The sequence below is a fragment of the Candidatus Tiamatella incendiivivens genome, from assembly GCA_015522635.1.
GTDB classification, from domain to species: Archaea; Thermoproteota; Thermoprotei_A; order Sulfolobales; family Acidilobaceae; genus Tiamatella; species Tiamatella incendiivivens.
Genome location: WALW01000025.1, coordinates 24,034 through 45,725, shown reverse-complemented (window position 1 = coordinate 45,725; position 21,692 = coordinate 24,034). Strand labels below are relative to the sequence as shown.

Genomic DNA, 21,692 nt, shown 5'->3' with positions numbered 1-21,692 from the left:
GAACGGTGAGAAAATGTGGATGCAGTACAATTTATACAAGACCTGACAACGAAGGTTACTACTATAGCATGGTCACTCTTCATATTAACGTGGAGTATCGGCTGGACTCTGAAAGGCTCACCAATACCATTCACTAAACTAAAAAGAGCAGGCGATAGCCTCGTAGAAGATTCTATATGGGCATCTTTCTGGTTGGCTATGGGGACAACAGTTTTTGCATTAGTCAGTTATGTCGTTCGATCAGTAACAGGGTGATAGTTAAGTAATGTTAAACGTCGATGACTTCGTTGAAGTAGCCTTTTATCTGTCCTTTTTAACTTATTATCTAGGAGTGCTAATCTATGCACTACCTTTTCCTATTTATTCCTTGAAGAGATGGGGGCCAAACCTAATTAAAGACTCTATCCTAACTTTCACTTTATTGGTATCCATAGACTTCATTAAAACAGGAATAATTGAACTAGCCAAAATACTGGGATCCAGCTGGGAAGGCTTCTATGCATGGACGGACACTACACTGGATTTCCTAGGCCAGCAACGGCTTCTCCTAATAGCTTATTACACAGCATTTAAGGCTTTGAAATCCTTAATCCTATACGGAGATATATTAGGCCCCGTAATAAGGCTAGTATCCTATAATATGATAACAATAAGTTTCATGAAAATATCGGGTTATTTCTTCCAATCTTATTGGTTTGCTCTTATCGCTATGGGAATAATGCTTATTGCAATGCCTTTCCGACTCGGTAGATCTGCAGGAGCATGGCTTATCTCGCTCTCCATAATATTCTACATTGGTTTACCATTACTACCAGCTTTCACACAAGCATTTACACCGCCAATGTCTCCAATCTCAACTCACCCGAATGATCTTCTGAATTGGGGGATAAGCTACCCGATAGTTAGAACAAGCTTCTATAACGCTGAACCACCCATTAATACGTCATTTCCTGTGGAGTTTAAGGTTATGGAAAACGGAGGACGGGTTTTGATTGCTAGATATCTTTCAGACGGAGGATATATTGACGCTAGTTTAGCTGAGAAAGGCCTTCCTTCGAACAAGGAGTTTTATACCTACTTTATTATTGACGGAATTTCGTTCCCTGCAACTCCATATCCAGTAGATCCCTCCACAGATTATTCCATTAAGGAATCCAGGGTAACTCTTGATATAGTATCTCCCTTCATCCTGTGGATGGACTCTAACTATGCAATTATATATAGAAGCTTACTCGAAGTAAAAATCTCATCAATATCCATAGATGAAAAATCCTCTACCGGTTGCATGATCTCAATAAAATATAGCGGGCCCAGTCAAGCTTATATTGGCCTTAGAATACCAGATGGCATAAGAATTGATGTTATATCTTGCGAAAACTGCAACTTTTCCAGTAATGGTAAATGGGAGTGGTTAGGATTATCCGGCACCTCATATAGGATAACATCCGTCAACCAAGCAAACACTAGCAACTTAATTATTCGCCTAGAGGGAAAGAAAACAGGAACTCCAAACTACGATAAATTAAGATACTATTATGTCAAGGACTTCCTGGGAGTAACTACAGACTCAATATATTTCATTATATCAAACGTGTTCTTCCAACTAATGCTCATGCCAATCCTGTATATAGCCATACTTGTACTGATAGCGAGACAGCTGGCTAAGCTTCTAGGAAGCAGGGTATTCCCATACATACCCATACGGGGGTGAATTCGATAAGTGAACTATGTATCCCTCATCATTGCATTGTCACTTATATTGATAATTAGAAATATCTATAAATCGGGCAAACCAGTCATAGGATCCAGAGTATCTCCCAAGAAATACTCGATCAATGCAGATGGGATATTAAGACTGGAAAGCTCTTTTCTCTCTTCAACTAACAGTTTGTTCTGCATAAAAATCAAACTGAACCTTCCATATACTACATTAGTTTCTGCGGACAAATTTTCACAAATATCGAGGAAAATAGCTCACCTATCAACAATAAATGAAAAAATTTACTCATATATAATCGATACGTATGTTCCGCTAGATAAACGGAGAACCGCTAAGAAACTAGTCAACATTAAAAGGTATGAGGAATTTATTAAATCGAAAACCAGCGATGAATACGATCATCTTATAAGTAAAATAAATGATATAGGTTTTCACAATACAAAAGTAATCATTCTATGCTCTAATGATACTAACGAGCTGGAAAAACACATAGAGTTCCTAGGAGTAGAGTTATCATCATTACTCGGATCACATCCAAAGAAAATCGTTGAAAAAGAAATTTTTCGCGATCCAAACCTTATCGTCGATCTAATAAAGAACCAGATCGCAATAAGGAAAAACACAATATACGATGATTTCGAAGCCCTAGTGACTCCAGGAGCCCCTGAATCCTCTAATAACATATGTATTGGAAGAGGCATCGAAGGTTTGCTATACTGTTTGAAATGGGTTGATGATTTCGAAAGGCATGTGGGAATCATCGGACCCACCGGAGCAGGTAAAACAACGCTACTCTACATAATCAGCTCGAGTTTTCTCAAAAAGAAAGTAAATGTTAACATTATAGATCCGAAAGGAGATTTATTGATGCTACTGAAAGATAAACATTTAACAAGTTATACAAATCTCAACATATTAAATGAATTCGATGAAAACACCGTAAAGAAACTCGTCGAGGATAAACCTAGTATAGAAAAGGTTCTGATAATAGATGAGGCATGGAGAGTCTTACCTGGCATATTCAAATCTAATAAAGCCCATCATCTCTTCAGGGAATCTAGAAGCAAGAAGCTAAGAATAATATACGCAACGCAAAACCCCTGGGATCTGAGTTCGACGGTTTACTCCAATACAGGTACCTTCATAGTTTTTGCTAATCAAAATCTAACATACATTAGAGGGGTTTCAGAGATAACTGGACTAGGTATAGAGGAGTTATCTAGTTTGAACACTCGATTAAAGTTTCAAGCTATAGTCCTTAGAAATGGGCATTTTAAACCCGATAGAATAACAATATTTAAAATCAACAATGTCCATTGAAACCGGAAATCAAGGAGGTTTTGTAAATGAATCGATTAAGTGATAGAATACTAGTATTCGACGATGTTGTAATAATACCAGGGCTATCTAAGGTAGAACCTAACCAAGTTGACTTGACAACCAATCTGACGGATAAAATCAAGCTAAGTATCCCGATAGTCTCTAGTCCTATGGATACGGTTACTGAAGCAGAACTAGCGATTAAATTATCTCAACTAGGAGGACTAGGCGTTATTCATAGAAATATTAGTATAGAGGAACAGGAGAACCAGATCCTAAAAGTAAAAGAAACTGAAGCCACGAATCTCATCGAGGATTACATGAATCCTAATAGGTTTGTTAGGCTTGAAAAAACTAGTTCGGGATATAGAATAGTTATAGAGAACCCTGAAAACGTTACGCTCGATGAAATAGTAGAAATATCAGCCTATCTCAGGGTAATGATGGAATATAAAGGTAAGCCAGCAGTAGACGATGACGGGAAACTCGTGGTAGGAGCTGCAGTATCGCCTTTTGATAGTAAGAGAATAGAGAGGTTAAACGGTAAAGCAAATGTACTTGTAGTAGACGTTGCTCACGCGCATAATGAAAACGTTATATCTTCGCTTGCCAAATTATCCCCTCAATTAGAGTCCGATCTCATAATAGGAAACATTGGTACAAAACAGGCTACATTGGATGTGATTTCTAGAATAGAAAATGTAAGCGGATTACGTGTAGGTGTTTCCAGTGGAAGCATTTGCAGTACAGGAGAAGTAACTGGTGCAGCTGCACCCACCCTATGGGCAGTAATGCAGGTTAGGGAGGCTCTAGAAGAGCTTGGTCTGCATGGAAAAACACCTATAGTGGCCGATGGAGGCATAAGAAATCCTTCTGATATAGCCAAATCCTTAATCGCTGGTGCATCAGCAGTTATGCTAGGGAGATTCCTAGCAGGAACAAAGGAAGCTGCATCCCCCATAGTAACTATTGGAGGGAAGAACTATAAGTTATACAGAGGTATGGCCAGTTCATCAGCTGTTCATAGAAGGTATGCCGCAGATAGATACGGTAGAACAGTGAAAAGAATCTCAGAGGGAGTAGAGGGGTTTGTCGAGTATTCCGGGTGTCTCACAGAAGTAATTGAAAGAATTATTAACACACTACAGGCAAGCCTAGGATATGCAGGAGCATCCTCCATAAAAGAAGCGTGGAATGCGAGACTAGGAATATTATCAGAGTCAGCTAAGAGAGAAATAAAACCTCATGACCTGCTTCTATGACTGGTCAACCCTATCTATCATTTTTGAAACAGCTTTCTTCGCTAGCATACGGGTAACAGAACGATAATCTTTGCCTTCAACTATCCTTTTCTTTAACGTACCATCTAAATCTCTAAAAGATTCCTGCAAACTCTCCGAGAAAACACGCTCAAGCAAAAGCTTAGAAAGTAACAGCCTCCTCGAGACAAGTTTCTCTTTAGCCAATCCCTTGCTCTTAACATGATTCCAGTGCTCCTCAATAATATTGACTAATTCTTTAATACCCTGTCCCATTATAGCAGATGTTTTGACTATTCTAGGCACCCAATCCTTTTCGATAAGGCCAATGTCCCCCTTATCTAAAGAGAACTTCAAGTACTCGAAGGTCCTAGAAGCCTCAGGTTTATCACTCTTATTGATAACATATATGTTCCCTATTTCCATCACGCCAGCTTTCAAAGCTTGAATATCGTCTCCTGCCCCAGGCATTGTAACAACGATAATCGTGTGGGCAGCATTCATTATATCGACATCCGACTGGCCCACGCCGACAGTCTCAACTAAAATTTTGTCATAGCCCAATGCGTCAAAGACTTCTATAGTTGACATGCTAGCTATGCTTAGCCCTCCCTTCAATCCTCTGGTTGACATGCTCCTTATGAAGACACCTCTATCCGTAGCAAACTGTTGCATCCTAAGCCTATCACCCATAAGTGATCCTTGCGTGATAGGGCTAGAGGGATCGATAGCAACTACAGCCACTTTATAATTCTGTTTCCTATATTCACCTATCATTTTAGAGATCAATGTTGACTTTCCAGCTCCCGGAATACCAGTTATACCTATTACTTGCGCGTTGCCACCATGGCTTGACATGTATTCAAGTAGTTCAAGCACGTCTACACTGGAGTTTTCTACGATAGTTAAAAGACGACCTATAGCTCTTAGTTTCCCCTTCTTTGCCTCTTCAAATAACTCAATTATGTCCCTCAACAGAATTCCTCTCCTCATAGAGCCTCCTAACAGTATCTACAATGTATTTTAGAGAAGTCCCAGGCAAGAATACCTCTTTAACTCCTATCAGCTTCAAGGTATCAACATCAGGGATCGGTATGGTTCCCCCGACTACTACTGGAATATCCGATCCACCCTCTCGTTTTAACAATTCTATAAGTCTCTTAACATGATGGACGTGCGCGCCGCTGAGTATACTTACTCCAATAACATCCACATCTTCTTCTATGGCTGATAGAACAACTTGATCAGGCGTCTGCCTTATCCCAGTATATACCACTTCCATACCTGCATCCTTCAGTGCTCTAGCAATAACCTTAGCTCCTCTATCATGACCGTCGAGACCTATTTTAGCTACTAGCACCTTAACAGGCTTCTTTTCCATATTCACTGACACCTCAGTAAATAGGAGGTTCCACATAAACGCCATATACTCTTTTCAGCGCATTCATAATCTCTCCTAGTGTAGCATAAGCTCTGACAGCTTCTAGTATATAAGGCATAACATTTTCTCCACGAGTAGCTGTTCTCTCGAGCTCAGCTAACGCATTTTCAACCTTCTCTTTACTCCTCATAGATTTTATAAACTTCAGCCTTTCAGTTTGCCTCTTCTCTATTTCTTCTTGGTTAAAGTCAAGTAGAGGGACGTTTCTAATCTCATCAACATCTTCATCTACGAATATATTCACGCCTACAATGAACTTCTTGCCTTCGTCTACGTCCTTCTGGAATTTATACGATGTCTCGGTAAGCTCTCTCTGCGGGAATCCTTTCTTTACTGCTTCAAGCATACCTCCCATTCTTTCTATCCTATCTATATATCTCCAGGCTCTCTCTTCTATTTCATCGGTTAGCCACTCAACATAGTAGCTACCTGCTAAGGGATCAATGGTGTCTGCAGCGCCCGACTCGTATGCTATTATTTGCTGTGTACGAAGAGCTATCTTTGCAGCGAATTCGCTGGGTACCCTGAAAGGCTCATCGAAGCTATTAGTGTGAAGGCTTTGGGTTCCCCCTAGCACTGCCGCCAGAGCCTCGATGGTTGTTCTGACAATGTTATTCCATGGCTGCTGAGCCGTTAGGCTTACACCGGCAGTTTGTGTATGAAATCTCATCCATAGGCTCCTCTCCTTTTTCGCATGGAACCATTCCTTCATTATTTTAGCCCACATCCTTCTGGCTGCTCTGAACTTCGCGATCTCCTCGAAAAAGTTTATATGCGAATCCCAGAAGAAGCTAAGCCTATGAGCAAAGCTGTCTACATCCAATCCTCTTGATATTAATTGACGGACGTATTCTATTCCATCAGCTATTGTGAACGCTAGTTCCTGAACAGCATCTGAACCGGCCTCTCTAATATGGTAGCCACTGATGCTTATTGGATTCCATTTCGGAAGGTTCTTTACACTCCACTCAATCAAGTCCATTGCTACTTTAACAGCTGGTTCGGGAGGAAAGACATAGCTTTTCTGAGCTATGAACTCTTTAAGAGGATCGTTTTGAGTTGTACCCCCTACTTTCTCGTAAGGTACCCCTTGCTTCTCTGCTACTGCAACATACATTGCAAGTAACACAGGAGCTGGTGGATTTATCGTCATATTGGTAGTTACTTCGCCCATATTGATGTTGTCGAATATTATCTCCATATCCCTCAATGTATCTACAGCGACTCCCACTATACCTACTTCGCCTCTAGCCATGGGGTCGTCCGAGTCGATACCTACTAGTGTAGGATAGTCGAATGCTAGGCTTAACCCTGTTTCTCCGTGTGATATGAGGAATTTTAGCCTCTGATTGGTTTCTTCAGGCCCTCCGAAGCCAGAGAACATCCGCATAGTCCATAATCTTCCCCTATACATAGTGGCGTGTACTCCTCTAGTATAGGGATACTCTCCAGGGAATCCTAGTTTTTCATAGTAGTCAAAATCATTGATGTGTGCAGGAGTATATATTCTGCCTACTTCTATGTCACTTAGTGTCGTGAATTCATCCATCCTTTCAGGATAACGTTTTAGGCTTTTTGGCAGAGTCTCCTTTTCCCACCTTTTCAGGTCTTCTTCTATTTTCTTCACAGCTTCTTCTTTGAATAAACGGGGCAAGGTTTATCCACCTATAAATAGAATTATCCACTAATTGGTTTCTTGTTTATAAAGGGAAATAAAGTTTTTACAGCATGTTTTCCACTATATGGTGAGTGTTGGATAAGATATCCAACAACAATAAAAATACTACATAACCAATAAGAGTAAACAGTGGTGTCGGGAATGAAAATTTACTCCGAGATCTTAGGAAAACATATACAATTACCCGATGATCCGCAGAGAATAGTTAGCCTAGCACCAGCAATAACAGACACTATATACTCATTAGGAGCAGAAGACAAACTAGCTGGTGTAAGCGTATTTTGTGATAAACCCCCAGAAGCCAAAGAGAAACCTAAGGTCGGTTCTTACTATAAAGTGAACTATAGAATTCTAGAACAACTAAAACCGGATCTCATACTAGTAACGACAGGAGCACAGAGAGATAAGATTTATGAACTGGAGGAGAAAGGTTATACCACCGTGCCAATTCCGCTTCCAGTGAACCTCTATGATATACTTTCAAACACGGTAACGGTGGGGATAGTCATAAATAAAATGTCGGAGGGTAGGCTGTTAGCCCAGAAAATGATGAGTAAGATACATAATCTAGCAGCTGAGCAGTCTATAGGCACTGTTTACTATGAAGTAGATCTAGGAGGGCCAACCAGCATAGGTGGAATAACATATATAGATCATGCGCTGAGAACTATAGGGCTTAACAATATTTTTGGAGATCAGAGAATTACATGGATAATTAATCCTGATCCCAAGCAAATACTTGAAAAAGATCCCGATTACATAATATATGAGCCGAAACCTTACTCCAAGTACACCCAAGAGAGTATTATTCATAGGTTGAGGGAAAGGGGTTTACAGAAGTTAAGAGCCTTAAAGGAAGACAGGTTAATAATAATAGAACCAAACAGCCTAGCGCATTATGGCCCAGCTCTACTCGATATTTTAAAAGAAATAAAGTACAGAATAATCTAACCGTGATGGAAGATGGTAGCCGAATTAATCAAACTCCTGAAGGAGTCAATGATCCCTCCAGGTCCTTCAGGATTCGAGGATGAAATAAGATCCTATATAACTAGGAAACTAGAAGAAATAGGATTACAACCATCACAAGATAATATGGGGAACGTTTACCTGTCTCTAGGCCAAAAAGATTATGAGGAGACTCTAGTAATCGCGGCACACATGGACGAGATAGGTTTACTTGTTACAGGTATAGATGAGAAAGGCAAACTATACTTTATAACACTAGGAGGAGTACCACTGAACATGCTGGATTCTATGCATGTAAAAGTGAAAACCGAGAACGGATATGTTCCAGGCATTATAGGTATAATTCCACCTCACCTCAAGAGAGATGATAAACAGCCTTCTAAATTAGAAGATTACAGAATTGATATAGGAGCCGAGGCAAAGGATGAAGCAGCCGATCTAGGCATCGAACCCCCTAGCCCTGCTGTACTCGAGCACAAATATGTTGAACTACGAGGAGGGGAAGTAATAGCCGGGAGACCGTTAGATGATAGAGTAGGAGTAGCAATTCTCCTAAAGCTAGCGGGTATTCTAAAAGATAAGAGAGTAAAGAATAGGAAAATCATTCTCGCATGGACAGTTCAGGAAGAAATAGGTTTGAAAGGAGCGTACGCTTTATCTCATATGTTAAATGCAGACTACATGATAGCAATAGACACGATCACATGTTGCAGGCCGCCCTATACGGGTGGATATGGGCTGGGTAAAGGGCCGGTATTAAGACTGGTTGATAGGGCATACGTATCCTGCATCCCCCTCTCGAAGTGGATCATGCAACAGGCAAAAGATTCAAGACTCAGCTTACAGATAGCGGTAGCACAGGGAGGCACAGATGCAGCTGCAGGCACGCATGCAGGCATATGCTCTACAGCTATAACTGTTGCGACAGAAAATACTCACTCCACTGTTGAGAAGGCCTATAAAAGGGACATAGAACTCTCATACGAGTTACTCGAAAGAGTTGTTGAGGAATATTTAGAGAAGGGAATAACAGTATGAGCTACTACAGTTTGCTTAGAAAAGCTGTGACACAGATTAAGGGGGATCCTGAAGTATCAGACGAGACTAAAACAATAATCCTGGAAAAGGCGAGGGTAATATATGATTTACTTGGAAGTATAGAGACACTCACGATGAACATAGAAGAATATTGTGGGAAGCCTCAGGTAGTTATAGACGATAAATTCACTAACACTGAGGAAATTTACAGTCTATTATCCGATCTATACGATAAAATACTAAAATGTTACAGGAAGCTATCATACAATACTAACTTGCTAAAATCCCTCTATATAGCATCATTCACAGCTGCTCTTTCCTCTATAATGTTAGCTGTTACAGTTCAAGGCTTATCCATATACAATATATCAGTATACGCGATTGTTCTTGCACTCATCGTAAGCGGGTTATCATTATACAAATACAGACTAGGTGCATACTCAATACTAGCCGGCTCTATAATAGAATTCCTATTCGAGGTGTTTACACTAGAACAAGCCACAAACTACGTAGTATTCTTGGCAATATCTATACTCCTCATACCCTTAGTGACATCATTTTACATTGTAAAGAATAAAACTATGGGGTTACTCATTGGTTAGAATAATTCACATAACAGACATACACTGCGAAACTAGAAAGCTTAGATCCGTTCTTGATAGAGAAGAGTTTGATATGGTCATTGCTACAGGCGATTTCGAATGCATGGAATCTCTAGAGATATTATATGAAGCCGGAACTAACGTATTAGCCGTCACGGGTAATACTGATTCTCCTCATATAGCTAGGAAGCTTAAAGAGTTCGAATGGAATGTTGGAGGTAGAATAATCACTATTTACGGACTGAGAGTGGGAGGAATCGGAGGAATAGAACCGGGGTATAGTTTAGAGAAGCTTGAATCCTTACTGGAGGGGGAGAAGGGACTAGACATTTTATTGACTCACTATCCTCCGTATCAGATGTTGGATAAAACTATATTTGGAGTACATGTAGGTTCGAAGAATATAATGAGATTCATAGGTAAATATCAACCTCGAATAGTGTTATGCGGCCACATACATGAATCAAGAGGATATATTGAACTGGGTAATACCCTCATAGTTAATCCTGGCCCTTTATTACAAGGTTATTATGCGTTAATAGATGTAGGAGAGAAAACATATCCCTCCCTAAAACATTTATAGACATGTAAGCGGTGGCTTAGGCTTGCAAGGATGTGACAGGATAATCCTCGACGAGCTCAGGAAATTGTTATCAGAAAAAGGATACCGAGTTGAAACTGTATCCAACACGGTAAGGGTAATAGAGGAAACCGCACCACAAGTGTTCCTGGAAATAAGATCATGTGGAGACCGTATAATAATCTCTCTGGGGTTTGACATAAAATCATTAATTGACGTTAATCCTGACGAGGAATTTATAGAGAATATGCAGAGGACTGTTGATGAACTACTGGTTCAAGCGGACTATATTGGGAGAATTATAAGCCCAACATGCAGAGTAGAAAAAGACTTGGACAGCGTCATGGATGTATACCAGAATATAGACAATGTTATAGAGGAGTATTCATAAATCCTATATATAGGGATGAAGAGAGCCGGTTCAGACAGTCAAATCTCAATGAAGCCTGGATGATTAGGCGGTGGCTGGCTGACCTTTAACTACTATATATTGTTAGAAGACTGGTTTTACGGTTCCCAGATTCAACGTTCCTAGTTTATTCTAGAATTAATCGTTACATTTATCGCGCCGGTTTGAAAAAAGTCTTTTATATACTGGTATTTTTCTATGAACAGCCTCGAGTTCCTTTTTAACGACTTCTAAATCTTCGTCTGTAATGTTTCTAATAGTCTTGCCGGGAATCCCGATAACAAGACTTCTCCTTGGAATTATTTTACCAGGAGGAATAAGTGCTCCAGCAGCAATGATTGATTCCTCTCCGATAACGGCTCCATCCAATACTATAGCTCCTATTCCCACTAGACTACAGTCTCCTACTATTGCACCATGTATGATGGCTCCGTGGCTTACCAGGGAGTTTTCTCTTATACTGACGGGTTTCCCTGGGGGAGCCTCCACGAGCGAATTCTCTAGTACTACGCTACTTTTCCCTATATCAATTCTATCATCGTCTCCTCGTATGATTGTTCCATATAGAATTCCAACGTTTTCCTCGATAGTGACGTCTCCGACTATTCTAGCAGAAGGATCTATAAATGCAGTGGGGTGTATTCGAGGGGTTTTACCGTTGAAGGAGAAGATGTTTCCGGCATTCAATACCGTTATTCCCTCATATCTCCATTCTTAATGTAGTTTAAGTGGAAGCTGAAAGCTTTTTCCAAGATGGATGGGGAGTGACCTTCACTCTTGACTGCTTCATTATAGTAACTCCATAGTTGATTCTTATATGTAGGATGTGAGCATCTTTCTATGATCACCTTAGCCCTCTCCCGCAGGCTTAGACCCCTGAGGTCACAGTACCCTTGATCTGTCACTATTACGTCTACATCGTGGTCTACTGTATCTACGTGTGTAACGAGAGGTACTATTGTGGAGATTCTCCCATTCTTCCTTATTGAGGGTGTGATGAATATGCTTAGGAAGGCTCCTCTAGAATAGTCGCCGCTACCACCTATGCCATTGATCATGTTTTTCCCTAGAATGTGAGTGGAATTCACGTTTCCTAGTATGTCCACCTCCACCGCAGTGTTTATTGCTATAACGCGGAGGCGCCTAATCAACTCAATGTTATTGGTTATATCCTGCGGCCTCAAAACAATATCTTTCTTGATCTCTTCAGCCTCCTGATAGACTCTTTCCAAGTTTTTTGGAGAAAGCATGAGACTAGTAGCTGACAAAGCATCCATTTTCTCTTCCAGGTACATGTTTAAGAGACTATCCTGAATAACCTCTGTCCATGCTTTTAATCCTTTGAACCCCGCTTCACCCACAGCTTTGAAAACAGCATCGTTAACGGCTCCAACACCACTTTCTAATGGGTAGAGATTTCCTGGTAATCGCCCATTCTCAATCTCCTTTTGGAAGAACTCAAGTAAGTTCTCGGCAATGGCTTTCTCAACTTTACCAGGCTCAACCGGTTTTCCACCAACATCGATTCCGCTAGATTCTACTATGCCTAGGAGCTTTCCTTTCGGTAACCTGACTATAGGGGATCCTATCCTGTCTTCAACGTTTCTCAAGGGTATAGGCTCTCCTGGTTGGGGTACATATATGTCATGTATACCATTCATTTCCTCACTAACATCTCTATTAACTTCAACAATCACATATCTAGCCTTTTCCACGAAAGCAGTTATAGCACCAATACTACCAGTAGGTACGAATCCGTCATCAAGTACTTGGGCTGCTTCAACAATAGCAAGATCTATATTCCCAACAACTTCATCAAGCCAACCATACCTAACAAGGAAAGGCCACTCACCTAAATGATAATCCATGAACTCGACAAGCCCCTCATTTATCATTTTCCTCATAACAGGATTGTTCTGATAAGGATACCTTCTAACCGCAACCCGTTTCTCAGCAAAAATACCGTCCATAGCATAAGCACTAGCTCCGGTTAGAATAGATATCTTAACACTCTTTGATTCAGCCTTCTCAGCCAGATACTTAGGCATAGTCTTCGGATAACCAACACTCCCAAAACCACTCGTCCCTATTACAAGACTGTTATCCACTGCTTTATCTATAACAGTCGAAGCTAGTTTCTCAGGATCCGAAAACATGTAATCGCTTGAGGTCAAACTCATTCTACACACCTCTGAGAAGTAATATACAGTATTCTTTGTGTTCCCTTATTTTGACTTCTGTTTTTATTGTTCACATCAACATTTTCTGATTGATATGTTTATATACAATTAATCTAAATTTATAAAATACAGATATACCCATTCTCGCTAATGGAGGTGTAAAACAGTATGAACAAACTCGTTAGTAGAGTTTTAGTTAGCATAGCTCTAATAGTCATGTTGGCATCTGTAGCATCTCCGTTGACAGCCATTGCAGATACGCACCCCCAAACGGTTTCTGGAAATGTGATAAAAATTGGTATGAGTATTAGTTTAACTGGTAAATTCTCGATAGAGGGAAAGCAATCTTTATGTGGTGTTGAGGCTGCCATAGATTATTTCAATAATAATGGAGGAGTACAGGTTAATGGGAAAACATATAAGTTACAACTAGTCTATTATGATGATCAATCAAGCAAAACCTTAGTCTCTAGCTTATATGCTAAACTGATAACAAGCGATAAAGTGGACTTCCTGCTAGCACCTTATAGTAGTGGACTAACAGCTGCAGCAGCACCTCTTGCTGAACAATATAAAAAGGTAATGCTAAGCCATGGTGGTGCAAGTGACTCAATATTTCAACAGGGATACAAGTATATCGTGCAAATTCTAGCTCCTGCTAGTCAGTATTTCGCTACTTCTCTAGAAATGCTCAAGGAATACCAGAGTCAGATAGGAACGGTTAAAATAGCATTTATCTATAATGATAATGCATTTGCTAACGCTGTTATGAACGGTGCAATGAAGGAAGCTCAAAAACTCGGGTTGGATGTTGTTTATAATAAGAAATACGAGTCAGGCACCACAGACTACTCGAGCTTTATATCTGCAGCCAAGGCTGCAGGAGCAAACGTGTTAATAGGAGGAGGCCACTTTAAGGATGGTGAGGCGCTAGTAAGTCAGGCACATAATCTCGGATGGCATCTTAAGTTCATCGGAATATTGGTAGCACCAGCAGAACCTCAGTTCTATACGGATCTTAAGGACGTCGCGAATGGAGTCGCTTACCCCTCACAGTGGGATGTATCAATAAACTTTGACCAGAACTATGCCAAGAAGTTGGGCTTAACTTGGTTTGGACCCACTAAAGACGAATTCTTAAAGTACTTTAAACAGGACTGCCCTAACATGGAAGAAGCATCATACCATACGGCGGAAGCCGGTGCAGCTGTAGTGTTCCTTGTAAAAGCTATAGAAACAGCTAACAGTCTGGATAGTACTGCTGTTAGACAATCAATGAACAACTTAGACCTCATGACATTCTTTGGAAGACTGAAAATAGATCCTCAAACAGGCCTACAGATAGGTCACAAGATTGTTGTGGTTCAATGGCAGAACGGCAAACAGTATGTAATTTATCCGACTGACGTAGCTACCGCTAAACCGCTATTTATGGCGCCTTCTTGGTGGCCTCAGACAACCACAACTACGACAACTACTACGAGCACAGCTACAAGCTCACCGACGCCTTCACCTACACAGACAACAACCACACCAAAGAAGAGTAATGCAGCACTATGGGCAAGCGTCATCGTAATAATAATCATAATAATAATTGCGGCTGCTTGGTGGGCTATGAAGAAATAAAGTATAAGATATTAGTATTAACTTAATCTTTTTTGTTTTTTTATTTTTGGTATTTCAAATCAATATACTTTTAAGAAAAGTAATATTTGATAAACATTTTTATACTGCTATTATTTAGTGGATAAAAAGTGGTAGCATGAATTATGTAGGGGGATAGATGAATGTTAGAGTTAACAATTACGGGTAACGCTATAGCAAGAGGTCTAATAGTCGGTCTAGTGTATGGTAGTTTACTCGGATCGGTTGCAATAGGACTTACAATAATATGGGGTGTAATGAAAGTAGTAAACCTAGCTCATGGACACCTTGTTGTATTCGCTGGAATGCTAACAGCATTTCTATACCTAACATATGAAGGATCATTATGGTTTTCTCCACCAATGGCCTTCCTATGGATGGGATTGTTAGGCGCAGCATTCGGTGCCTTCTTCTACTTTGTTACACTACACCCTATCATAGGACACGTAGATACAATGACTCTAAAATACGAGATGTCTAGTCTAATGGCTACGTTCGGTTTTGGAATAGCCTTATATGGAATACACTACGTTATCTCAGACTTCGTACATACATACAGTACCACTCCTTCCATAGGATATTCGATAGGAGGATTTGGGCATACCTATATTAATTTTCTAGGAGTAACATTAGAGAAATCAAAATTACTAATGTCTGCTTTGGGTTTCGTGCTAGTTATCTTAGCATACGGGGTTATGAACTGGACATCTATGGGTTTAAAAATAAGAGCTGTAGCTCAGGACGCTAGAGCGCTTTCAATCGTAGGGATAAACCCTGTAAGAGTAAAGGTAATGACTGCCATAGTTGCCACTGCGTTTGCAATGGCGTCAGGCGCGCTTTTCTTGGGGTATTCTAACTCTATTTCGCCTGACAGTGAAAGCATCATTGCGCCTTTATGCTTCGTGATAGTAGTTTTAGGAGGATTAGGAAGTGTACTCGGAACATACTTGGGAGGCATATTGCTCGGGATAATCTATATGCTAACACTAGAATTAACCGGTAACACCCAGCAGATAGCTTTCGCAGTGGCATTCGCCGCGCTCATAATTGCATTGGTACTGAAACCAAATGGTGTGTTCGGAGATATAGAACACAAGTTACATGCATGGAGAAAAGGTGAATGAAATTGACTAGTGTTATAAAGCGTCCAGGATTTCTAATGTCAACACTGATTGTAATATTCTTCCTTTTATTGGGTTATTTAGGCAGTAGTAATTTGATTCCTAGAGTATACATTGCAAACGGATCAGATTTAATGTTCTATATTGGTATAGCATTGGCAATGGCTGTTATAATGAGTTATACTGGATATGTAAGTTTCGGGCACTCCGTGTTCGTGGGATTAGGATCGTTCTCTACAGCATATATCTTGGCTATAGCTAATAGATCTCGTATTTTGTCTTATGTTTCTATGCATGGTAGGATTAGCAATGAGATGCTAGCAGTTTTCTTTTCGGAAAGCATATTATTAGCGGTCGTTTTGTCGGTACTGATAGCATGGATTGTCGGGTATGCTGTTTTGAGGTTGAGAGGAGCATTTTTCGCTATTGCTACGATAGGATTAGACTATGTAGTGATGTTTTTAATAATATACATTACCTCAATGCTTTCACCATTTGGAGGGAAGGAACTAACAAATCCAAACATGGGGCTTTCTGATACTACTTTCTACTGGATGCACTTCATTTTATTCATTATAACAATATATCTGGCATATTTTATACGTATAAGTAAGTTTGGATACGGACTTGCAGCTATTAGAGAAAACGAGGATGCCGCTGAAGTCATGGGAGTTGATACGTTCAGATACAAGATATATGCTTTCATCCTTGCAGGGTTAATAGGAAGTCTATGGGGGGTTGCTAGTGAATTCAGGAAATCTTATGCTGCACATGATTTTAGCCTTCTATTCAGTATAAAAATGATCATAATGGTTGCTGTAGGTGGAATTGGCTCATTCATAGGACCTATTATTGGTGCAGTTATATACTATATTCTTGACTGGTCTCTTTTAACTACAGTTGGAGAACTTACTTATGTTATACTTGGGGCTACAGTTGTTGTTATAATTGCTTTCTTTCCTGAAGGAGTAGTTGGATTGCTGAAGAAGAAATTACCTAGGCTAAGAAGATGGTTAGAGTAAAGGTGATGTGTTGTGGCTGATATTCTGGTAGTGGATAACGTGACGAAACGGTTTGGGGGATTAACTGCTTTAAGCCAGGTGTCTTTTAGAGTGAGGGAAGGGGAGAGATTTGGTATAATAGGTCCTAATGGGGCAGGTAAAACAACACTGTTTAATGTGATAAACGGGGTATATAGACCAGATGTTGGAAAGGTTATATTTAAAGATACTGATGTGACTAATTGGTCTCCTCATAAAAGGGCAAGGTATGGTATGGCTAGAACACACCAGGTTGTTAAACCTTTTAGTGATTTAACCGTTCTAGAAAATGCTATGATTGGTGCATTGTTTGGGCCAAGGCATGATTCTATAAGTGAAGACGAGGCTAGGGAGATAGCATTAGATACGCTTGATTTTGTTGATTTAAGAGAAAAAGAGAATCTGCCTGCTAGTTTGTTGAATGTTCAAGAGAAGAAAAGACTCGAGTTGGCTAGAGCATTGTCCTCTCAACCGGATCTCCTGTTACTCGATGAGGTTCTTGCAGGCTTAGTTCCAAGTGAGATTGATGTGATGATAGGGTTATTGAAGAAAATAAACGAGGAGAAAGGGATTACGATTGTTATGATAGAACATGTTATGCATGCTATAATGAATTTCGCGGAGAGAATGATTGTACTGGATTTCGGTAGGAAGATAGCTGAGGGATCGCCGACTGAGATAGCTAACAATCCAGAGGTTATTGCTGCTTATCTAGGTAACCCTGAGTTAGCGTTGAAATTTGTTCAGAAAAGGTGATTAGAAATGAGCGTCGTGTTAAGAGTTGAAAATCTGGTTTCTGGTTATGGTGAAACAGAAGTACTCCATGGTGTGAACCTCAGGGTAGAAAAAGGAACAATTACTACTTTACTAGGCTCAAATGGTGTCGGAAAGACCACTACATTATGGACGATATCGGGAGTATTAAAAGCCTGGGATGGGATGATAGAGTTTAACGGAGAAGATGTAACCAAATTGCCAGCACACCATAGAGCTGAAACAGGCTTAATTCTTGTTCCTGAAGGCAGAAGACTGTGGCCTCAGTTGTCAGTATATGAAAACCTATACTTGGCTTCGTTTACGAAAAGGGCTAAGGAGAAATTTGATGAGAACTTGGAGAAGGCTTTCAACCTCTTCCCCAGACTAAAAGAACGATTAAACCAGAAAGCAGGCACGCTCAGTGGTGGTGAGCAACAAATGCTAGCAATTGCAAGAGGGTTAGTGTCAAACCCGGAGATACTAATGATGGATGAGCCCAGTCTAGGCTTAGCGCCGAAATTAGTTCAAGACATAGGAAATGTAATTAGAAGACTTAGAGACGAGGAGGGGCTCACGGTGCTACTTGTGGAGCAAAGTGTTCAAATGGCTGTCAGCATAGGAGACTACGGTTATGTAATGGAGAATGGCAGGATTGTTTTAGAAGGAGCAATAAGCGAGTTAACTGAGAACCCGAAGTTCAAAGAAGCCTACTTAGGAATGTAATTCACTCATTTCTTTTTATATTTCACTTTTACAGGATCTCTGAGCGTCTTCATCTCCTATTTTATAATTAAGGTAGGCTTAGCCGGGTGCCTATTACATACTAACATGCTGGAAGAAAGGGTTAATTCGCTAGAAGAGTATAGTTTCTCCATTGAGAATGATATCAGTAATGCCCATTATATTACCCACTATCTCATTGATGATTCCACGTATCTCTTCCTTCTCACTGGACGTAAGCTCTCTCCCCTCTCCCGGATTGACCATTACGCTAGCTGCCAAGGGCTCATCAATAGGTCTTCCAATCTGGCTTAGCAGTTTTACATAAACCTCCTCAGCGTCACTAACAACGTCTGCGATCTTGTTAGCAGCTAGCATAGCTGCGACGTTGTATATCTTACCGACATGGCTCACAGGGTTTTTACCGGCTGTGGCCTCTAAACTCATGGGTCTTAGCGGTGTTATTAACCCATTAACTCTATTTCCACGCCCGGTCATTCCATCATCTCCATGTTCACTGCTGGTTCCCGTGTATGTTAGGTAGAAGATACCTTTCTCTGGGGTGTCTCCAGTGTTTATATACACGTTTACATTGTAGTCTGGCACGATTTTTGAGGCTAGATCCAAGACTTTCTCTCTAACTTCTTCCTTCACAGACAGATAATCCTCTTTATCTGCGACGAGGCTGGATACGACAGCCATAGCTATAGTTAAATCTATAGTGTCGCCTTCCCTTAGCCCCATCACTTTAACGTCCTCACCTACAGCGGGAATCCTACTCTTAACTTCCTTGCTATTTAGAAGCCTCTCTGTTTCAAATACGAGGGATTCTAGTGGTGAAAGTGGTGCATAACCTACTCCAAAGCTCGTATCATTGGATCTAGGAGCTGATCTCGCGGTGTCAAATATTCCAACTAGATCAGCACTTCCTTTACCAATCTTATAATCCACTATAACATGTTCCTCGGGTTCAAGGAATCTCATGTTTTCTTTTATCCATTTTTTGACTGCTCCTAGAATAATAGACCCTACAGGAACTTCGTCTACTCCATTATTTGTTTTCACGGTGGTTACTGCTCTCCCAGATACTATTATATATATAGGGTGTATTATTTGACCTCCTCCGAAGTAGACTTTAGCTTGACCTCCGACTAGGAGTGTTTTATCCAAGTTGTGGTGCAGGATCCTACCGTATTCTCTAAGATAATACTTGCTCAACTCTCTGCTAGCTATTTCACTTGCAGAGTCAGCTATGTAATCAGGGTGGCCAAGGCCTTTCCTCTCCACGAGTTCTGTTTCAAGTTTGTAAATAGGAGGATGCCTGTATTCCTCTATGAATAGATTTTGAACCATTCTATTCCACCTTCAAGAGTCTCAGCCTTTTCGAAAGCCGTCTTAAACATGTACCTTGAGAAAAATAATGGTCGAGAATAACAAATAAATCAGTTTCCTCCGGGCATAAACGATTATATGCTGACTCGTATTATCCTTAATTATTGTGGACTTTTTCTCCCCAAATCTCACGGAGTACGTGCAATAGTTTATCCTCGATTATATCAAATAAAACTTTTAGAGCATCGGGATTACCGGGAACGACAAATACTATAGAAGAACCTGAAATAAATCCTGTTACCCTAGAAGCCCAAGCAGCCTTCACGCCATTATTAAATGAAAAAACCCTATGTAAATCCCCTACACCGGGCAGTTCTTTGCCAGCTAAGGGCTCTACTGCCTGGATGCTTAAATCCCAGGGAGATGCCCCGGTTCCACCTGTCACTATTATTACTCTACATCCGCTCAACAATAACCTGTGTACTGCATCGCGTATTTTAACAAGACTGTTGGAAGTATAGATAGTGTAGGGCGTCAAGCCTAGTTCGTTGGCTTTATTGTTAAAAAACTCTAAAGAAGAGTCAGGCTTCTCTCCATTAACTATACTGTCACTAGTCACTATTCTGCAGATAATTTTATCGTCTGTTTTCAAATGTCTGTCTCCTCTAATTGCTTAAGCACGTATTCCCTGGTTTCAACCAGCCCAGGCAACTCTTCTAATAGTCTACCGTTCTCCATAATCTTCCTTGTCATTTTAACGGGTTTAGACCCGTCTGGGCATTTCTCTGGGGGTTCCTCGTCAAGTAGTGTAATGTGATCATGCATTCCTAAGCAACGGTAAAGTGCTTTTGCCCCCGGTAGTTTCCCCCTCTTCGTTATTTTCTCCCACCCGTTTCCCCTGTCTACCTCGACTATATCCATGCTTATATCAACATTCTTAGGCCACGCTATACTAGTACCCACGCCGAAACCGTCAACTACGTCTCTCAGCTCCGTGATATCCGCCTCATTTATGCCTCCGCTTACGATTATATTCACATTCTTATATCCGTTAATATCAAGGGTCCACCTAACCTCTTCAACTATATCCCTCATCCTCCCCCTCCTGCTTCCAGGGGTATCCAGTCTTACTCCCCCTAGCTTCTCACCTAGCTCCCTAGCAGCCAGTAGGGATTCATATCTTTCATCCATAAAGGTATCTACTAGAGCAATGATAGGCGAGTCCTGCCCATATATTTTGGCATACCATTTCCATGCCTCTACTTGATTACCAAATACTATAATCAAAGCATGAGGCATTGTGCCCTTAGGTTTTAATCCTAAATACTTCTCAGCTAGTAAACCACTTACCGCATCCAGCCCTCCTAGGTAGCTATATTTATCGAGGACCAGTGAGATTGCGGGGTGACTACTTCTTAGGCCAAAGAATAGAACAGTTTTATTCCCTGCAAGTTTCTTAATTCTTGATGACTTAGTTGCGACACTAGTTGCATGCCTTAGTATACCGAGAATAGCCGTTTCGAACATAGCCATATCAACATACTTGCCTTCTATTATCATTAGGGGCTCTTTCTCCTTGTAAAAGGTGCCTTCTGGTATGGCGTAAACAGTCAAATCCTTGTTTTCTAGAATGCTAATCGTCTCTGATAACCCGGCGAAAACAGCCCACTTATAGTTGCTCGGAAGCTTGTACGAGTGAACCTCCATTCTAACTCTAACATCCGATAAGCCGGATTCTTCAAGGATTCTCTTTGTACGATAGAAGTAAATATCAGTAACTAATCCTTTCTTTATTTCCTCTTCAGTTGGTATCATAATTTTCTTGTCAACCATACTCTTCACACTCCCTAACCATTTATAGCTGTAATCTCAAGGGTGAAATA

At 40.5% G+C, this 21,692-nt stretch carries 22 protein-coding genes; 14 read left to right on the top strand and 8 right to left on the bottom strand.

Annotated features, from left to right (window positions below; translation table 11 throughout):
* The first annotated feature begins 15 nt into the window (after window positions 1-15).
* Genes F7B60_06515 through F7B60_06500 form a run of 4 tightly spaced genes read left to right on the top strand, consistent with a single transcriptional unit; the run spans window position 16 to window position 4,302 of the window.
* The gene (locus F7B60_06515; GenBank protein MCE4615162.1) at window positions 16-255 is read left to right on the top strand and encodes a hypothetical protein; all 240 of its coding nucleotides are present in this window, start codon (window positions 16-18) and stop codon (window positions 253-255) included.
* 10 nt (window positions 256-265) lie between these two features.
* Window positions 266-1,711, top strand: coding sequence for a hypothetical protein (locus F7B60_06510; protein ID MCE4615161.1), 1,446 nt, complete (start codon window positions 266-268; stop codon window positions 1,709-1,711).
* 9 nt (window positions 1,712-1,720) lie between these two features.
* Window positions 1,721-3,040, top strand: a complete 1,320-nt coding sequence (locus F7B60_06505; protein MCE4615160.1) for a DUF87 domain-containing protein — start codon at window positions 1,721-1,723, stop codon at window positions 3,038-3,040.
* A gap of 26 nt (window positions 3,041-3,066) precedes the next feature.
* Window positions 3,067-4,302, top strand: a complete 1,236-nt coding sequence (locus F7B60_06500; protein ID MCE4615159.1) for an IMP dehydrogenase — start codon at window positions 3,067-3,069, stop codon at window positions 4,300-4,302.
* Here the strand turns inward: F7B60_06500 and meaB are convergent.
* The 3 genes from meaB to F7B60_06485 are packed head-to-tail and all read right to left on the bottom strand — an operon-like array spanning window position 4,297 to window position 7,394.
* Window positions 4,297-5,274, bottom strand: a complete 978-nt coding sequence (meaB, locus tag F7B60_06495) for a methylmalonyl Co-A mutase-associated GTPase MeaB (GenBank protein MCE4615158.1) — start codon at window positions 5,272-5,274, stop codon at window positions 4,297-4,299. The genes F7B60_06500 and meaB overlap by 6 nt on opposite strands.
* Complete coding sequence (locus F7B60_06490) at window positions 5,258-5,680, bottom strand: cobalamin B12-binding domain-containing protein (protein MCE4615157.1); 423 nt, start codon at window positions 5,678-5,680, stop codon at window positions 5,258-5,260. The genes meaB and F7B60_06490 overlap by 17 nt, the downstream gene beginning before the upstream one ends.
* A gap of 13 nt (window positions 5,681-5,693) precedes the next feature.
* Window positions 5,694-7,394 (bottom strand): methylmalonyl-CoA mutase family protein, encoded by a 1,701-nt coding sequence (locus F7B60_06485; GenBank protein ID MCE4615156.1) that lies wholly within the window; start codon window positions 7,392-7,394, stop codon window positions 5,694-5,696.
* A gap of 165 nt (window positions 7,395-7,559) precedes the next feature.
* Here F7B60_06485 and F7B60_06480 point away from each other — a divergent pair, with 165 nt between their 5' ends.
* From F7B60_06480 to F7B60_06460, 5 genes are read left to right on the top strand one after another with little or no spacing between them, the layout of a single operon-like run.
* The gene (locus F7B60_06480) at window positions 7,560-8,369 is read left to right on the top strand and encodes an ABC transporter substrate-binding protein (GenBank protein MCE4615155.1); all 810 of its coding nucleotides are present in this window, start codon (window positions 7,560-7,562) and stop codon (window positions 8,367-8,369) included.
* A gap of 12 nt (window positions 8,370-8,381) precedes the next feature.
* A complete protein-coding gene (locus F7B60_06475) occupies window positions 8,382-9,425 on the top strand; it encodes a M20/M25/M40 family metallo-hydrolase (protein MCE4615154.1) in 1,044 nt (347 codons plus the stop codon).
* Window positions 9,422-10,027, top strand: coding sequence for a hypothetical protein (locus F7B60_06470; GenBank protein ID MCE4615153.1), 606 nt, complete (start codon window positions 9,422-9,424; stop codon window positions 10,025-10,027). Before F7B60_06475 ends, F7B60_06470 begins: the two co-directional genes overlap by 4 nt.
* Entirely contained in the window at window positions 10,020-10,610 is a 591-nt protein-coding gene (locus F7B60_06465; protein MCE4615152.1) for a metallophosphoesterase family protein, read from the top strand. The genes F7B60_06470 and F7B60_06465 overlap by 8 nt, the downstream gene beginning before the upstream one ends.
* Window positions 10,611-10,632: 22 nt before the next feature.
* A complete protein-coding gene (locus F7B60_06460; protein MCE4615151.1) occupies window positions 10,633-10,998 on the top strand; it encodes a hypothetical protein in 366 nt (121 codons plus the stop codon).
* Between the two features lie 156 nt (window positions 10,999-11,154).
* On the opposite strand, the gene F7B60_06455 is transcribed toward F7B60_06460, so the two are convergent.
* A complete protein-coding gene (locus F7B60_06455) occupies window positions 11,155-11,703 on the bottom strand; it encodes a gamma carbonic anhydrase family protein (GenBank protein ID MCE4615150.1) in 549 nt (182 codons plus the stop codon).
* A 5-nt stretch (window positions 11,704-11,708) separates the two neighbouring features.
* A complete protein-coding gene (locus F7B60_06450) occupies window positions 11,709-13,196 on the bottom strand; it encodes a hypothetical protein (GenBank protein MCE4615149.1) in 1,488 nt (495 codons plus the stop codon).
* 168 nt (window positions 13,197-13,364) lie between these two features.
* Between F7B60_06450 and F7B60_06445 the strand changes: the two genes are divergently transcribed.
* The 5 genes from F7B60_06445 (at window position 13,365) to F7B60_06425 (ending at window position 18,480) form a co-directional block, all read left to right on the top strand.
* Window positions 13,365-14,822: an amino acid ABC transporter substrate-binding protein gene (locus tag F7B60_06445; protein MCE4615148.1), complete on the top strand. Its 1,458-nt coding sequence runs from the start codon at window positions 13,365-13,367 to the stop codon at window positions 14,820-14,822.
* A 161-nt stretch (window positions 14,823-14,983) separates the two neighbouring features.
* The gene (locus tag F7B60_06440; protein MCE4615147.1) at window positions 14,984-15,964 is read left to right on the top strand and encodes a branched-chain amino acid ABC transporter permease; all 981 of its coding nucleotides are present in this window, start codon (window positions 14,984-14,986) and stop codon (window positions 15,962-15,964) included.
* 2 nt (window positions 15,965-15,966) lie between these two features.
* A complete protein-coding gene (locus F7B60_06435) occupies window positions 15,967-16,983 on the top strand; it encodes a branched-chain amino acid ABC transporter permease (protein ID MCE4615146.1) in 1,017 nt (338 codons plus the stop codon).
* Between the two features lie 12 nt (window positions 16,984-16,995).
* Window positions 16,996-17,757, top strand: a complete 762-nt coding sequence (locus F7B60_06430; GenBank protein MCE4615145.1) for an ABC transporter ATP-binding protein — start codon at window positions 16,996-16,998, stop codon at window positions 17,755-17,757.
* Between the two features lie 6 nt (window positions 17,758-17,763).
* A complete protein-coding gene (locus F7B60_06425) occupies window positions 17,764-18,480 on the top strand; it encodes an ABC transporter ATP-binding protein (protein ID MCE4615144.1) in 717 nt (238 codons plus the stop codon).
* Between the two features lie 129 nt (window positions 18,481-18,609).
* Here the strand turns inward: F7B60_06425 and F7B60_06420 are convergent, their stop codons facing one another.
* The 3 genes from F7B60_06420 to F7B60_06410 form a co-directional block, all read right to left on the bottom strand.
* On the bottom strand, window positions 18,610-19,830 hold the full coding sequence (locus F7B60_06420; protein ID MCE4615143.1) for a methionine adenosyltransferase: 1,221 nt from the start codon (window positions 19,828-19,830) through the stop codon (window positions 18,610-18,612).
* 136 nt (window positions 19,831-19,966) lie between these two features.
* Window positions 19,967-20,461 carry a hypothetical protein gene (locus F7B60_06415; GenBank protein MCE4615142.1) on the bottom strand — a complete coding sequence of 165 codons (495 nt, stop codon included), beginning with the start codon at window positions 20,459-20,461 and terminating at the stop codon, window positions 19,967-19,969.
* Window positions 20,458-21,642, bottom strand: a complete 1,185-nt coding sequence (locus tag F7B60_06410) for a nicotinate phosphoribosyltransferase (GenBank protein MCE4615141.1) — start codon at window positions 21,640-21,642, stop codon at window positions 20,458-20,460. The genes F7B60_06415 and F7B60_06410 overlap by 4 nt, the downstream gene beginning before the upstream one ends.
* Window positions 21,643-21,692: the final 50 nt, after the last annotated feature.